This is a genomic window from Methylobacterium sp. CM6241 (assembly GCF_054817845.1).
Map to the genome: position 1 here is coordinate 5044036 of NZ_CM139246.1, position 16007 is coordinate 5060042.

Here is a 16007-nt window from a genome sequence, read left to right on the forward strand (position 1 = left end):
CCAAACTGGCCTTATGTTATCGTCGACGTCTCGCGGACGGTGCCCCTTTCCCTCCGCACGGCGATAGTTTATATATGAACTATCAAGCGTGCCGGGGCTGAGAGGCCGAATCGGGCATGCGATCAAGCGGGTGGAGGACAGACGAGATGCCGAGTTATCGTGCACCGGTCGAGAACGTTCAGTTTCTCCTCAACGACGTCTTCGCCTTCCATGGACGCAACAACCTGCGCGGTTTCGCGGATGCGTCGCCCGACCTGATCCAGGCGGTTCTGGTCGAGGGCGCCAAGCTTGCCGAGGGCGTGCTCACCCCTCTCAATGCCGTGGGCGACCGGCAGGGCTGTACCCGCCAGGCGGATGGCAGCGTCTCCACGCCGGACGGGTTCAAGGCCGGCTACGACGCCTATGCCGAGGGCGGCTGGATGGGCATCTCCGTGCCGGAGGAATATGGCGGCCAGGGCCTGCCGCACACGATCAACACCGCGATCTCGGAATTCACCTCTTCGGCCAATCTGGCATTGGCCATGTATCCGGGCCTGACGCAGGGCGCGATGGCGGCCCTCCTCGTCCACGGCTCGGAGGAGCAGAAGGCGACTTATCTGCCCAAGATGGTGGAAGGCGCCTGGACCGGTACGATGAACCTCACCGAGCCCCATTGCGGCACGGATCTCGGGCTCCTCAAGACCAAGGCGGTGCCGAACGGCGACGGGTCCTACAGCCTCACGGGCACCAAGATCTTCATCTCGGCCGGCGAGCACGACCTGTCCGAAAACATCGTCCACCTCGTCATCGCCCGGATCGAGGGTGCGCCGGCCGGGACCAAGGGCATCTCGCTGTTCGTGGTGCCGAAATTCCTCGTCAACGAGGATGGCTCGGTGGGGGAGCGCAACGGCGTCTCCTGCGGCTCTCTCGAGCACAAGATGGGCATCCACGGCAATTCCACCTGCGTCATGAACTATGACGGCGCGAAGGGCTGGCTCGTCGGCCAGGAGAACCGCGGTCTCAATGCGATGTTCGTGATGATGAACGAAGCGCGCCTCGCGGTGGGCGTCCAGGGTCTTGCCCAGTCGGAGGTCGCCTACCAGAACGCGGTGGCTTACGCGAAGGACCGGCTCCAGGGCCGCTCCCTCACCGGCGCCAAGGCGCCGGACAAGGTGGCCGACCCGATCATCGTCCATCCCGACGTGCGCCGGACCCTGATGGGAATCCGCGCCTTCAACGAGGCTGCCCGCGCGCTGGTGCTGTGGACCGCGCTTCAGGCTGATATCGGCCATCGCTCCGACGATGCGGCCGAGCGCCAGAAGGCCGAGGACCATATGGGCCTGATGACCCCGGTGGTGAAAGGCGTGCTCACGGACAAGGGCTTCGACAACGCGGTGGCGGCCCAGCAGCTCTTCGGCGGGCACGGCTACATTGAGGAATGGGGTATGTCGCAATTCGTGCGCGATGCCCGCATCGCCATGATCTACGAGGGCGCCAACGGCATTCAGGCCATGGACCTCATCGGCCGCAAGCTACCCAAGGATGGCGGCCGGGCGATGATGAGCTTCCTCGCCGAGGTCCAGACCTTCATCAAGGACCATGACGAGGAGGCCGAGATGAAGCCGTTCACCGGCCCGCTCCAGGCCGGCCTGAACGACCTCCAGGGCGCCACCATGTGGTTCATGCAGAACGCCTTCTCCAAGCCCGACAATGCCGGGGCCGGCGCCACCGACTACATGCACCTCCTCGGCCTCGTCGCCATGGGCTACATGTGGGGCCGGATCGCCAAGGCGGCGCTGGCGCGCATCGCGCAAGGCCCGTCACCGGAAATGGCCGACAAGCTCGTCATCGGCCGGTTCTATATGGAGCGGACGCTTCCCGAGACCGCCCTGCGGCTGGTGCGGATCAAGGCCGGAGCCGACACGACCATGGCGTTGAGCGCCGAGGCGTTTTAGAGCGGACGACAGACTTTCAGTTCACCACGTCATTCCGGGGCGCTTGCAGAGCGAGCCCGGAATCCAGAACCGCCGACGCGACAAACCTTGGATGTGTTCGCGGATCTGGATTCCGGGCTCCGCTTCGCGGCCCCGGAATGACGGCGAGACCGAGAGCAGACTTTGAAAGCCGTCGCTCCGCAGGAGCGGACAACAGGGAAACGCATATGCCCGAGGCCTTCATCTACGATCACGTCCGCACGCCGCGCGGCCGCGGCAAGCCGGATGGCGCGTTGCACGAGGTGACGGCCCTGCGCCTCGCCGAAACGGCCCTGCGCGCCCTCAAGGAGCGCAACGAGCTCGACACGCGGCAGGTGGACGACGTCATCCTCGGCTGCGTCGATCCCGTCGGTGAGGCCGGTGGCGACATCGCCCGGGCGGCGGCCCTGGTGGCGGATTACGGCACCCATGTCCCCGGTGTGCAGATCAACCGCTTCTGCGCCTCCGGGCTCGACGCGGTGAACTTCGCCGCGGCCCAGATCATGGCCGGCCAGCACGACATGACGGTCGGCGGCGGCGTCGAATCCATGAGCCGCGTCGGCCTCGGCGCCTCCGGCGGGGCCTGGCCGGTGGACCCGGCCATCGCCATCAAATCCTGGTTCATGCCGCAGGGCGTCTCGGCCGATCTCATCGCCACGAAATACGGATTCAGCCGCGACGAATGCGACGCCTACGCGGTCGAATCGCAGAAGCGCTCGGCGAAATCCTGGGCCGACGGGTTGTTCAGGAATTCCGTCGTCCCGGTGCGCGACGTCAACGGCATCACCCTGCTCGACACCGACGAGCACATGCGTCCCTCCACCAACATGCAGTCCTTGGCCGGGCTGAAGGCCTCCTTCGTCCAGATGGGCCAGATGGGCGGTTTCGACGCCGTGGCGGTCGACGCGCATCCCGATGTGGAGATGGTCAACCACGTCCATCACGCCGGCAATTCCTCGGGCATCGTCGATGGCGCCGCCGCCGTGCTGGTGGGCTCGAAGGAAGCCGGCGCGCGGGCCGGCCTCAAGCCGCGCGCCCGTATCCGCGCCTTCGCCAATATCGGCTCGGACCCGGCCCTCATGCTCACCGGACCGGTGGACGTGACGAAGAAGGTGCTGGCCCGCGCCGGCATGACCATCGCCGATATCGACCTGTTCGAAGTCAACGAGGCGTTCGCCGCCGTGGTCCTGCGCTTCTGTCAGGCCTTCGGGCTCAATCCGTCCGAGGTGAACGTCAATGGAGGCGCCATCGCCATGGGCCATCCGCTGGGCGCCACCGGCGCCATGATCCTCGGCACGGTCCTCGACGAGTTGGAGCGCACGGGCAAGGAGCGCGCCCTCGTGACCCTCTGCATCGGCGCCGGAATGGGCACCGCCACGATCATCGAGCGGGTGTAGAACCGGGCCGGGGCGGGCTTTCGCCGGTCCCGCCTCCCAAACCCTTCGAAACGCTGTTAGACGGCGCGCTCCCGCCGCCGGAACCGGCGGCGCAAAGACAACATCGGGAGACACGCCAAGATGACACGCATTCTCGCCACCATGATGCTGACCACGGCATTGATGGCGCCGCTCGCCGCCCGCGCGGACGACATGTCCGACCGGGTCACGATCGCCAAGGATCTGGTTCAGAAGACGCTGATCAAGAACCTCGAAACCGGCTTCACCGGAGCTCTCGAGAAGACCGTGCAGCCGATGGCGGAAGACAAGGCCGAGGCCGTGCGCAAGGAAGTCCGCGCCGAGTTCGAGAAGCAGCGCGAAGTCATGATCGACGGTCTCTCCAAGGCCTATGCCGAGAAGTTCAACATCGACGAGCTCAAGCACCTCAGCGGCATCTACGACGACAAGATCTACCAGAAGTTCCAGACGATCAATTCGGACCCGGCCTCGACCGTCACCGTCATCTCGCAGGGTGCGGTCACCAAGATCCTGAACATGTTGGCGATCGCCTCGGCCGGCGACAAGCCGGCCGCTCCGATGCCGCCGATGCCCGGCGCCAAGTAGAGACCGGCGCGAAGTAAAGCGCGAAGACTGGGAGGGGCTTCGCCCCGCCTTAGGACGCGAGGTCGAGGCGCGGCTCCCGCGCCTCGAAGCCGGAAACGCTCGGGAGGGCTTCGAGTTGGGGACGGGCGAAATAATAGCCTTGGAACAGATTCGCGCCGAGTTCGCGCATGGTCGCGAATTCCGCCTGCGTCTCGATTCCCTCGGCGATGACCTCGATGCCGAGTTGCCGGGCGATCGAGAGGATGCCCGCCGTGATGACCTGCCGCGCCCGGTCCCGGTCGATGCCGCGCAGCAGGTCCATGTCGATCTTGATCAGGTCCGGCTGAAAGTTGGCCAGCAGGCTGAGCCCGGCGAAGCCGGCGCCGAAATCGTCGAGGGCCGTCAGGAAGCCCTGCCGGCGATACTCGTCGACGATGCGCTGCAGATGCGCGATGTCGCGGAATTTCTCGTTCTCGGTGAACTCGAACATGATCCGCTCGTGAGCGAAGCCGAATTGGCGCGCCGCCTCCAGGGACGAGCGGATGCAGGCCGCGGGCTCGTAGACGGCGTTCGGCATGAAGTTGATCGACAATCTTGTGTCGTCGTCGGCCTGGAACAGGCGTCCGGCGAGTTCGATGGCGCGCACCCGCGCGGCCTGATCGAACCGGTACATGGTCGCTTCGGTCACCTGCCCGAGGATCGATCCGGCGGACTGGCCTTCCGGGCCCCGGATGAGCGCTTCGTAGCCCCAGATCCGGTCGACCCTGGTATCGACGATCGGTTGAAAAGCCATGGTAAAATCAAGATCGAGATCGACGCCATCACGACATCCCTGGCAGGCCTTCCTCGACGCCATCAACTCTATCCCATGTTAAGACTTTGAACTTTCTCGGAAAACTATCCATCGGAAGGTTTTAGATCGCCTTAATGGATACGATTCCTTCGTCGAACCTTCGAGGGTCAGAAATGAATCTCACGAATTTCCGCTACGACGTCGATGCCGACGGGATCGCCCTCGCGACCTGGGACATGCCGGGCCGCTCGATGAACGTCTTCACCGAAGAGGTGATGAGCGACCTGCATCAGGTCATCGACGCCGTGGTGGCCGATCCCGATGTGAAGGGCTGCGTCATCACCTCCGGCAAGGACAACTTCTCCGGCGGCGCCGACCTGACCATGCTCCAGGGCCTCGGCCAGGCTTACGAGAAGCTGAAAGCCGAGAAGGGCGAGGAGGAGGCCATGCGCCACTTCTTCGAGGAATCGCGCAAGCTCACCCTGGTCTTCCGCAAGCTCGAGACCTGCGGCAAGCCCTTCGCGGCGGCGGTGAACGGCATCTGCCTCGGCGGCGCCTTCGAACTCTCGCTCTCCTGTCACCACCGGGTGCTGTCCGACGACCCGAAGACCCGTGTCGGCCTGCCCGAGATCAAGGTCGGGCTGTTCCCCGGCGCAGGCGGGACCCAGCGCGTCCCCCGCCTGATGCAGACCGGCGACGCCCTGCAGATGCTGTTCAAAGGCGAGCAGATCCGTCCTCTCATGGCCAAGAACATGGGCCTCGTCCACGAGGTCGCGCCGAAAGACGAGATCGTCGAGAAGGCCAAGGCCTGGATCAAGGCCGGCGGCTCGCCCGTGGCCCCCTGGGACCAGCCGAAGTTCAAGGCCCCCTCGGGCAAGGTCTATTCGCCCGCCGGCATGATGATCTGGCCCCCGGCCAACGCGATCTACCGTCGCGAGACCCACGACAATTATCCGGCCGCCAAGGCCATCCTCGCCTCGGTCTACGAGGGCCTGCAGCTGCCGATGGATCTCGCCCTGCGGGTCGAGAGCCGGTACTTCGCCAAGATCCTGCGCTCCAAGGAGGCGGCGGCGATGATCCGCACGCTGTTCATCTCCATGGGCGAGCTGAACAAGGGCGCGCGCCGGCCGAAGGAGATCGCCAAGACCAGCGTGAAGCGGGTGGGCGTCGTCGGCGCCGGCTTCATGGGGGCCGGGGTCGCCTACGTCACCGCCAATGCGGGGATGGAGGTGATCCTCCTCGACCAGTCCATCGAGGCGGCCGAGAAGGGCAAGGCCTACGCCCACAAGCTCGTCACCGACCAGATCAACAAGGGACGCGCCAAGACCGCCGACCGTGAGGCCCTGCTGGCGCGCATCACCACCAGCGCCGATTACGCCGACCTGTCATCCTGTGATCTCGTGATCGAGGCGGTGTTCGAGGACCCGAAGGTGAAGGCCGAGGTCATCGCCAAGGTCGAGGCCGTGATCGGCGAGGACGTGATCTTCGCCTCCAACACCTCGACCCTACCGATCTCGGGCCTTGCCAAGGCGTCGCGGCGCGCGGGCAATTTCGTCGGCATCCACTTCTTCTCGCCGGTGGAGAAGATGATGCTCGTCGAGATCATCAAGGGCGAGCAGACCGGCGACGCCGCGCTCGCCACCGCCCTCGACTACGTCCGCGCGATCAAGAAGACGCCCATCGTCGTCAACGACAGCCGGGGCTTCTTCGCCAATCGCTGCGTCGGCGCCTATCTGTACGAGGGCCACAAGATGCTCATCGAGGGCATCCCCGCCGCCATGATCGAGAATGCCGGCCGCCAGGCCGGGATGCCGGTGGGGCCCCTCTCCCTCACCGACGAGGTCGCCGTCGACCTCGCCCTGAAGATCGTCAAGGCCACCGAGGCGCAGCTCGGCGCCGAGGCGATCGATCCCGCTCAGAAGGCTCTGCTCACGACCCTGGTGGAGGGTGAGGGCCGGCTCGGCCGCAAGAACCGGAAAGGCTTCTACGACTATCCGGAAGGCGCCTCGAAGAAGCTCTGGCCCGGCCTGTCAGAGCTCCAGACCACGCGAATCGACCCCGACGACGTCGATTTCACCGAGCTGAAGCAGCGGCTGCTGGTGGTTCAGGCCCTGGAGGCCGCCCGCACCGTGGGCGAAGGCGTCATCACGGATCCGCGCGAGGCCGATGTGGGCTCCATCCTCGGCTTCGGCTTTGCCCCTTTCACCGGCGGCGCCCTGTCCTACATCGACTTCATGGGTGCGAAAGCGTTCGTGGCCCTGGCCCAGGGCCTCGAGGCAAAGCACGGGTCGCGTTTCGCAGTGCCGGAGAACGTCCTGCGCATGGCGGAGGCCGGCGGCACGTTCTACGGCGAGGCCGCTGCCAAGAAGGCGGCGTGAACGAACACCTCGGCTCGGGACATTCCCCGGCCGAGGTCACATGACGGGAGGGAGCGTTCCATGAGCACGACCGAAGCGACCACCGCCGATCAGGTCGGCGCCGACGGAACGCCCCTGCGGGTCACGGCGACACCGGCCGCCATCGCGTTGATCGAGGAATTGCGCGCCGAGCACGGCCCGGTGATGTTCCACCAATCGGGCGGATGCTGCGATGGCTCGTCGCCCATGTGCTACCCGGTGGGAGATTTCCTCACCGGCGACAGCGACGTCCATCTCGGCCAGGTGGCCGGCGCCGATTTCTGGATCAGCCGGCCTCAGTTCCAGGTCTGGAAGCACACCCACCTGATCCTCGACGTGGTGCCCGGCCGCGGCGGCATGTTCTCGCTGGAGAACGGCCGCGACAAGCGCTTCCTCATCCGCTCACGGATCTTCACCGAGGCCGAGAACACGGCGCTCGAAGGCGCGTGCCGGATCTGACCCGGTCGTCCTGCTCCGTCGAGCGGGATTCCGATGCGGCAACCGTAGCGCAAGGGCACCCGTAAACGAGACGCTCCCTCGCTCCGTGGCGGACATGAGCCCCCCGTTCGCCGGACGATGGCCCTTCAGGGAGGCGCAGACGCATCCTCCGGCCACGCGGCGGCCGAGCGGCATACAACCCTCACCCCGGGATCACACCATAGCGTAGCAATACGTTTATAAACCTGTGTTAATCCCGAGGGCCAGGCCACCTTTCGGTCTGGATGAGAGATGCCTCATGAACATACGTATCGGTGACGCGTCCTTCGCGGGTGCGGCCGCCCCGCACTGGCTCTCACGTGAGGCCACGGTCGCCAAGCCCGGGTTCAACCGGTGGCTCGTGCCTCCCGCGGCGCTGGCCATCCATCTGTGCATCGGAATGTCCTACGGATTGTCGGTGTTCTGGCTACCGCTGTCCCGGGCGCTCAGTATCGGGCGAACGGCACCGGCGGCCTGTCCGGACATGAGCATCGCCACCTCCCTGTTCACCACCGCCTGCGACTGGCGCGTCAGCGACCTCGTCATCGTCTTCTCCATCGGCATCGTGATGCTCGGCCTCTCGGCCGCCGTGTTCGGCGGCTGGCTGGAGCGGGCCGGCCCGCGCAAGGCCGGCCTCGCTGCAGCCCTGTGCTGGGGCGGCGGCTTCCTGATCGGGAGCCTCGGCGTCTACCTGCATCAGCTCTGGCTGGTCTGGATCGGCATGGGAGTGCTCGGCGGCATCGGCCTCGGGCTCGGCTACATCTCCCCGCTCTCCACCCTGGTGAAATGGTTCCCCGACCGGCGCGGCATGGCCACGGGAATGGCCATCATGGGCTTCGGCGGCGGCGCCATGATCGGCTCGCCGCTCGCCACGCTGCTCATCAACACCTTCAAGACACCGGACTCGGCCGGCGTCTGGCAGACGCTCTCGGTGATGGGCGGGATCTACATCGTGGCGATGCTGTGCGGCGCGTTCGGCTACCGCGTGCCGCCGGCCGGCTGGCAACCCAAGGGATGGACCGCGCCGGCAGCGAAGAGCGCGATGATCAGCTCCGGCCACGTCCATCTGGACCAGGCCCACAAGACCCCGCAATTCTGGCTGCTATGGGCGATCCTCTGCCTCAACGTCTCCGCCGGCATCGGCGTCCTCGCGCTCGCCTCACCGATGTTGCAGGAAATCTTCGGCGGCGCGCTGATCGGCCTGCCGGGCCTCGGCTTCGGGGAGCTCGATGCCGGCCAGAAGACGCAAATCGCGGCGGTAGCGGCCAGCTTCGTCGGATTGCTGTCGCTGTTCAACATCCTCGGCCGTTTCTTCTGGGCGTCGATCTCGGACAAGATCGGTCGCAAGGTCACCTATGCGACCTTCTTCGTCCTCGGATGCCTGCTGTATGCCGGCGCGCCCTGGGCGGCGTCGATCGTTTCGAAGGCGCTGTTCGTCACGTTCTTCTGCGTGATCCTGTCGATGTATGGCGGCGGCTTCGCCACGATCCCAGCCTACATCGCCGACATCTTCGGAACGCAGTTCGTCGGCGCCATTCACGGGCGCCTGCTCACCGCTTGGTCGACGGCGGGCGTGGTCGGTCCCTTCGTGGTCACGGCGATCCGGCAGGCTCAGGTGGATGCGGGCCTCGAGGGCGCGGCGCTCTACACCCGGACCATGTACATCCTCGCCGGTTTCCTGGCGGCGGGCTTCGTGGCGAATCTGCTGGTCCGTCCGCTGGCCGCGCGCTGGTTCATGAGCGACGCTGAACTCGGTGCCGCAGCGAAGGGCGGTGCCGCCGTAGCGAAGGACGCGGTCGCCGCTCTGCCGGGCGGGGTCGGCGATTTCGGCATCGGCCGCGGCGGCGTCACGCCGCTCGCGGTTCTCGCCTGGGTCGCCGTCGGCCTGCCCATTGCCTGGGGGATATGGAGCACGCTGTCGAAGGCGACGATTCTCTTAGGGTAGGCACCGAAAGCGCCCCCCTTCCGCGGCAACGGAGGTTCGTCTCCGTCCGCGACCCCAGACCGGTCGCGCATGGCGGCCGGCGCGACCGGCCTCTTCGGGGCATCGACGCGACCGGGACGACGTCGTCTGTGACGGCGTGCAAGCAGACCGACGCAAGTCGGCCCCGCAGGGTCCTTCCGGGCGGAGCCCCTGCGTCGGCCTTCGACCACCCGGCGGGTGGGGTTGAGCCTTCCGGCTCACCCCACCTTCACCCGCCAGATGTCGTCGGCATATTCGCGCATGGAGCGGTCGGAGGAGAACCAGGCCATCCGGGCGGTGTTGAGGATGGCCTTCTTCCACCAGCTCGCCTTGTCGATCCAGGCGGCGTCGATCTCGCGCTGGACGCGCCAGTAATCGTCGAAATCGACGGTGAGCAGGTAGCGGTCGTTGTGGCGCAGGTCGTCCACGATCGGCTGGAAGCGGCCCCGCTCCTCCGGCGAGAACCCACCCGCCTCGATGAAATCGAGGGCAGCGGCGAGGCGCGGTGAGGCCGCGATGGCCCGGGCGGCGTAATCCGGCTCGGCAGCGCGCTTCTGCACCCCGGCCGCGTCGAGGCCGAAGATGAAGATGTTGTCCGCCCCCACATGGTCGCGGATCTCGATATTGGCGCCGTCGAGCGTGCCCACGGTGAGCGCGCCGTTCAGCGCCAGCTTCATGTTGCCGGTACCCGAAGCCTCCATGCCGGCGGTGGAGATCTGCTCCGACAAGTCGGAGCCGGGGATGATCGCCTCGGCGAGGCTGACGCGGTAATTCGGCAGGAACACCACCTTGAGCCGGCCGGCGATATCCGGGTCGCTGTTGACGAGCTTGGCGACATCGCAGGCGAGCTTGATGATGAGCTTGGCCTGGACGTAGCTCGGCGCCGCCTTTCCGCCGAAGATCTTGACGCGCGGCGTCCAGTCCTTCTGCGGCTCGGCCTTGATCGCCTGGTAGAGCGCCACGGTCTCGATGACGTTGAGGAGTTGGCGCTTGTATTCGTGGATCCGCTTGATCTGCGTGTCGAACAGGGCCGACGGATCGATGACGATGCCGGTATTCTCGGCCACCACCTTGGCGAGGGCCTCCTTGCGGGATGTGCGCATGGCGGAGTAGCGGGCCTGGAAGGCGGGATCGGCGGCGTGATCGGCCAGCCCCAGCAGCGCCTCGGGATCGTCGAGGACGCGCTCGCCCACCACCTCCACGGCGAGCTTCGTCAGCTCGGGGTTGCAGTTGTGGAACCAGCGCCGGAAGGTGATCCCGTTGGTCTTGTTGACGATCTTGTCGGTGTCGAGGGCGTGGAGGTCCTTGAACACCGTGGAACGCATCAGGTCGGTGTGGAGCGCCGAGACTCCGTTCACCCGGCGGGCGCCGAGGAAGGCGAGATGGCCCATCCGCACGCGCTTGCCGTTGGCCTCGTCGATGAGCGAGACCGAGGCGAGCTGCGCCGCATCGGCCCTGCCGTGGCGTCCCTGCTCTTCGAGATGCATCCAGTTGATCAGGTAGATGATCTGCATGTGGCGCGGCAGCAGCCGCTCCATCAACTCCACCGGCCAGGTCTCCAGCGCCTCCGGCAGGAGGGTGTGGTTGGTGTAGCTCAGCGTGTTGGTGGTGATGTGCCAGGCATCCTCCCAGGTCACGCCGTGATCCTCGAGGAGGATGCGCATCAGTTCCGGCACGGCGATGGCCGGATGGGTGTCGTTGAGCTGGATCGCGGCATGGTCGGGCAGCGAGCGCAGGTCGCCACGCTCGGCCACGTGCCGGGAAACGAGGTCCTGCAGCGAGGCCGAGGTGAAGAAGTATTCCTGGCGCAAGCGGAGTTCTTGGCCGGTCTCGGAGGAATCGCTCGGATACAGCACCCGCGAGATCGCCTCGACCTTGGAGCGGGCCGCCACCGCGCCCACATGGTCACCGCCGTTGAACTGCGCGAGTTCGAGGGGCGATTCCGCCTCCGCCTTCCAGAGCCGCAGCGTGTTGACGTGCTTGCCCCGCCAGCCGACCACGGGGACGTCATGGGCCACGGCCCGCACGGTCTCGGCCGGGTGCCAGTGCCGGCGGATCACGCCGTCCGAGATCGCCGACATGGTGACATGGCCGCCGAACCCGATCGTGTAGGTCGCCTCGGGCCGGACGAACTCCCAGGGATTGCCCTCGGCGAGCCAGGTTTCCGGCGCTTCCTTCTGCCAGCCATCCTCCAGGGACTGCTTGAACAGGCCGTGATCGTAGCGGATGCCGTATCCGATGGCGGGGATCGACAGGCTCGCCATGCTCTCCATGAAACAGGCGGCGAGACGACCGAGACCGCCATTGCCGAGCGCCGCGTCCGGTTCGGCCGCCTCGACGTCGCCGAGATCGATGCCGAGATCGCGCAAGGCCCGGCGGGTCGTGTCGACGAGGCCGAGATTGTTCATGGCGTCGGACAGGAGCCGGCCGATGAGGAATTCGAGGGAGAGGTAATAGACCCGCTTGTTGGGAATGCTCGTGGACCTGCCGTCCATGCAAGCGTCGACGATCCGGTCGCGCAGGGCCAGGGCGGTGGCGGCGAACCAGTCCCGCTCGCGAGCGGTCTCGGGGGTCTTGCCGATGGCATAGGCGAGCTTGGCGAGGATGGCTTCGCGCAGATCCGCCACGGGGTCGCCGGAAGCGGGCTTGGCGGGAGCGGTCCAGCCCGGCCGGGCCGGCGCTTCCGCCGCTGCGGCGCGCGTGCCGGTCTCGTCACTCCGTGCGGAGGCGGCCAGGATTTCGTTCAGCATGGTCTCGTTCCCCCATAGTGTCGCTGCCGCGACGCCGATTTCGCCACCCGCTTCTTCCGGCGGTGACCGCTCGGCGATGGCGATATCGATGAGGTCGGCCCATGGGACCAAGCGGTCCCGCTGCCCGCGCCCGATCCTCGCGATTCGCCAACCTCACATCGAAACAGCGCGGGAATGAGACCATTTCGCGCTGAAGGTTTCATGAATGCGGCAGATGAGCGCTGGTGCGCCATGAGGCGGACACAGCCACGGCGGGGTCGCTTGATGCGCCCGCGCAGGCTAGGCTGTTACCGCCATCGGGGCGTGAATCGGGTCAGACCGGGGGACGGATGACGTCAGGCGAGACGACTTTTCCGGATCTGGCGAAAGCCGTCTGGTGGAAGCGGGGGACCGTCTATCAGGTCTATCCGCGCTCGTTCCAGGACACCAACGGCGACGGTGTCGGCGATCTCGCCGGCATCACGCGCCGCCTCGATTACCTCGCTTGGCTCGGCGTCGACGCCGTCTGGATCTCACCGATTTATCCGTCGCCCATGGCCGATTACGGCTACGACGTCGCCGATTATTGCGGCGTCGACCCGCTCTTCGGCAGCCTCGCCGATCTGGACGAGCTGGTCGCCCAGGCCCATGCCCGGCGGCTCAAGGTCATCCTCGATTTCGTGCCGAACCATTCCTCCATCGCGCATCCCTGGTTCACGGAGAGCCGCGCGTCGCGCGAGAATCCCCGCCGGGACTGGTACATCTGGCGCGATCCCGCGCCGGATGGCGGACCGCCCAACAACTGGCTGAGCAATTTCGGCGGCCCGGCCTGGACCTTCGACGAGGCGAGCGGCCAGTATTACTACCATGCCTTCCTGGCCGAGCAGCCGGACCTGAACTGGCGCAATCCGGCGGTGCGGGAAGCGATGCACGACGTGCTGCGCTTCTGGCTCGACCGGGGGATCGACGGGTTCCGCGTCGACGTGATCTGGCACCTGATGAAGGACGAGGGTTTTCGCGACAATCCGGCGAACCCGGCCTTCCATCCCGAACAGCCGGAGATCAACCGGTTCGATCAGGTCTATTCCGCCGACCGCCCGGAAGTGTTCGACATCATCGCCGGCATGCGCCGCGTGCTGGACGGTTACGACGACCGGGTGCTGATCGGCGAGATCTATCTGCCGATCGAGCGGCTGGTGGCCTATTATGGCCCCGGTCTGACCGGCGTCGATCTGCCCTTCAACTTCCAGCTCATCCAGACCCCGTGGCAGGCCGATGCCGTGGCGGCCCTGGTGGACGAGTACGAGGAGGCGCTGCCCCCGGGCGGATGGCCGAACTGGGTGCTGGGCAACCATGACCAGCCCCGCATCGCCGCACGGATCGGCGAGGCGCAGGCGCGGATCGCGGCGATCCTCCTCCTTACGCTTCGCGGCACGCCCACGGTCTATTACGGCGACGAGATCGGCCTTGCCCATGTGGAGATCCCGCCGGAGCGGATGCGCGACCCCTGGGGCTTCAACGAACCGGGCCATGGCCGCGACCCGGAACGGACCCCGATGCAGTGGGACGACACCGAACATGCCGGCTTCAGCGAAGCCGAACCCTGGCTTCCCCTGAGCGCCGACCGGGACAGGCGGCATGTGGAGGCCCTGCGCGACGAATCCACCTCGATCCTCACCCTCTACCGGAGGCTTCTGCATCTCCGTCGCGCCTATCCCGCTTTGGCGGTGGGAAGCTACCGCCGGCTCGATACGGACGGGCTCGAACACGTCCTCGCCTATGAGAGGATGGAGGCCGGCGAGACCGTGCGGATCGTACTGAACTTCTCGGCGTCACCGGTCCGGTTCCCTCTGGCGGGCGAATCAGGCTGGAGCGTTCTCCTCTCCACCCATCCCGGGCGAGCCGATATCGGTGCCTCGGAGGTGCTCGACATGGCCGGAAACGAGGGCGTGATCCTGCTCAAACACCCGGATTGAAACCTCCCACGCTGAGGGAGGCCGAAAAAACTATCGCGGCGCGACATTTTCCCCGCGCCGCAGCAAACTGAACGTAGTATTAACCGACCCAGTGGCTTGAGTTGTGCATCGCGAAGAGCACGATCTGCCCTAGAGGTCTCCATCATATGCCGGCGACGACCACCTCCAGTGCCGATCTCGCCTCGCCGATTTTCGCCTCCGGCGCGGCCGATGCCGAGGTGATCCGGAGCCTCTCGCTCCAGCCGCGCATCCTCTACGCCACCCCGGAAATGTCGGATTTCGTGAAGACCGGCGGTCTGGGCGAAGTCGCCGGCGCCCTGCCCCGGTCGCTCCGCCGCCATTACGACGTCCGCGTGCTCATCCCCGGCTATCGCCAGGTGGTGGACCGGTTCGATCACATCCCCGTCGTCGCCCATCTGCGCGGCCATGCCGGCATCCCGCCCTGCGATCTCGGCCTCATCGAGACGGGTGACGGCCTCAAGGTCTACATCATCCTGAATGCCGACCTCTACCAGCGCGACGGGACGCCCTATGGCGACGCGCAGGGGGATTTCCGCGACAACGACCTGCGCTTCGCGCGCCTCAGCCTCGCGGCTGCGGAATTGACCGGCGGGGTCGACCCGTCCTGGTCGGCCGACCTGCTTCACCTCAACGACTGGCAGACGGCGCTCGCCCCCGCCTATCTCGAATGGACTGGGCAGCGCGTCCCCAGCGTGCTGACGATCCACAATCTCGCCTATCAGGGCCTGTTCCCGAGTGATTCCCTCGGTCGCCTCGGCATCCCGGACGGGGCCTTCCAGATGGATGGCTGCGAGTTCTACGGGCATCTCTCCTTCCTCAAGGCCGGCATCTACTACGCCTCGCACGTCACCACGGTGAGCGAGACTTATGCCCGCGAGATCATGATGCCGGAATCCGGCTGCGGCCTCGACGGATTGCTGCGCACGCGCGCCGCCCAGGGGCGCCTCGCCGGCATCCTCAACGGGATCGACGAGAGCTGGGACCCGCGCACCGATCCCCACCTCGCCACTCGGTTCGAGGCGGACGACTGGAAGGGCAAGCGCGCCAATGCCGAGACGGTGCGCCGGAAGTTCGGCCTCGCCGTATCGCGCGGCCCGCTCTTCGCCATCGTCTCGCGCCTCGTCCATCAGAAGGGCATCGACCTCAGCCTCAGCGCAGCCGAGACCATCGTGGCCGAGGGCGGTCAGATCGTCGTCATCGGCGAGGGTGAGCGCCGCTTCGAGACCGCGCTCAGCGACCTCGCCCGCCGCCATCCGGATGCCGTCGGGGTCCATGTGGGGTTCGAGGAGAAGGAAGCGCGGCGGATGTTCGCCGGAAGCGACTTCCTGCTGATGCCCTCGCGCTTCGAGCCCTGCGGACTCGCACAGATGTACGCCCAGCGTTTCGGCTCGCTGCCGATCGTGCGCCGCACCGGCGGCCTCGCCGACACGGTCGAGGACGGCGTGACCGGTTTCACCTTCGGTGAAGCGTCACAGACGGGTTTCCTCGGCGCGGTCCGCCGCGCCCTCGACACGTTCGGCGAGAAGAAGCGCCTCAACGCCATGCGCCGCCGCGCCATGTCCCGCTCCTTCACCTGGGACGGCGCCGCCATGGATTACTCGGCGCTCTACGCCCGGGCGTTGGGGAATGGTGGTGGTCTTCGCGCCCAGGCTGTCTGAGAGTCGGTCTCCGACCGATCTTAGCGTCCGAACAGCCGATTTGCATTGTCTTCCAAAGCTTTA

At 66.5% G+C, this 16007-nt stretch carries 10 protein-coding genes; 8 read left to right on the plus strand and 2 right to left on the minus strand.

The window, feature by feature from the left end; genetic code table 11:
* Positions 1 to 146 precede the first annotated feature (146 nt).
* From ACYQR9_RS23795 to ACYQR9_RS23805, 3 genes are all read left to right on the plus strand, one after another.
* Entirely contained in the window at positions 147 to 1934 is a 1788-nt protein-coding gene (locus tag ACYQR9_RS23795) for an acyl-CoA dehydrogenase C-terminal domain-containing protein (protein ID WP_461228254.1), read from the plus strand.
* A 206-nt stretch (positions 1935 to 2140) separates the two neighbouring features.
* Positions 2141 to 3349, plus strand: coding sequence for an acetyl-CoA C-acetyltransferase (locus ACYQR9_RS23800; protein ID WP_461228255.1), 1209 nt, complete (start codon positions 2141 to 2143; stop codon positions 3347 to 3349).
* Positions 3350 to 3469: 120 nt separating this feature from the next.
* Complete coding sequence (locus tag ACYQR9_RS23805; protein WP_461228256.1) at positions 3470 to 3952, plus strand: DUF2059 domain-containing protein; 483 nt, start codon at positions 3470 to 3472, stop codon at positions 3950 to 3952.
* 49 nt (positions 3953 to 4001) lie between these two features.
* On the opposite strand, the gene ACYQR9_RS23810 is transcribed toward ACYQR9_RS23805, so the two are convergent.
* Positions 4002 to 4787 (minus strand): EAL domain-containing protein, encoded by a 786-nt coding sequence (locus ACYQR9_RS23810; protein WP_082470028.1) that lies wholly within the window; start codon positions 4785 to 4787, stop codon positions 4002 to 4004.
* Between the two features lie 110 nt (positions 4788 to 4897).
* Between ACYQR9_RS23810 and ACYQR9_RS23815 the strand changes: the two genes are divergently transcribed.
* The 3 genes from ACYQR9_RS23815 (at position 4898) to ACYQR9_RS23825 (ending at position 9542) form a co-directional block, all read left to right on the plus strand.
* A complete protein-coding gene (locus ACYQR9_RS23815; protein ID WP_461228258.1) occupies positions 4898 to 7102 on the plus strand; it encodes a 3-hydroxyacyl-CoA dehydrogenase NAD-binding domain-containing protein in 2205 nt (734 codons plus the stop codon).
* A gap of 60 nt (positions 7103 to 7162) precedes the next feature.
* Entirely contained in the window at positions 7163 to 7579 is a 417-nt protein-coding gene (locus ACYQR9_RS23820) for a DUF779 domain-containing protein (protein ID WP_207411653.1), read from the plus strand.
* A gap of 277 nt (positions 7580 to 7856) precedes the next feature.
* Positions 7857 to 9542, plus strand: a complete 1686-nt coding sequence (locus ACYQR9_RS23825; protein WP_461228259.1) for an OFA family MFS transporter — start codon at positions 7857 to 7859, stop codon at positions 9540 to 9542.
* A gap of 236 nt (positions 9543 to 9778) precedes the next feature.
* Here ACYQR9_RS23825 and ACYQR9_RS23830 read toward each other — a convergent pair whose 3' ends face one another.
* Positions 9779 to 12310 (minus strand): glycogen/starch/alpha-glucan phosphorylase, encoded by a 2532-nt coding sequence (locus tag ACYQR9_RS23830; protein WP_461229888.1) that lies wholly within the window; start codon positions 12308 to 12310, stop codon positions 9779 to 9781.
* 329 nt (positions 12311 to 12639) lie between these two features.
* Between ACYQR9_RS23830 and ACYQR9_RS23835 the strand changes: the two genes are divergently transcribed.
* The gene (locus ACYQR9_RS23835; protein ID WP_207411651.1) at positions 12640 to 14265 is read left to right on the plus strand and encodes an alpha-amylase family glycosyl hydrolase; all 1626 of its coding nucleotides are present in this window, start codon (positions 12640 to 12642) and stop codon (positions 14263 to 14265) included.
* Positions 14266 to 14411: 146 nt separating this feature from the next.
* Positions 14412 to 15944, plus strand: a complete 1533-nt coding sequence (gene glgA / locus ACYQR9_RS23840) for a glycogen synthase GlgA (RefSeq protein ID WP_461228260.1) — start codon at positions 14412 to 14414, stop codon at positions 15942 to 15944.
* Positions 15945 to 16007: the final 63 nt, after the last annotated feature.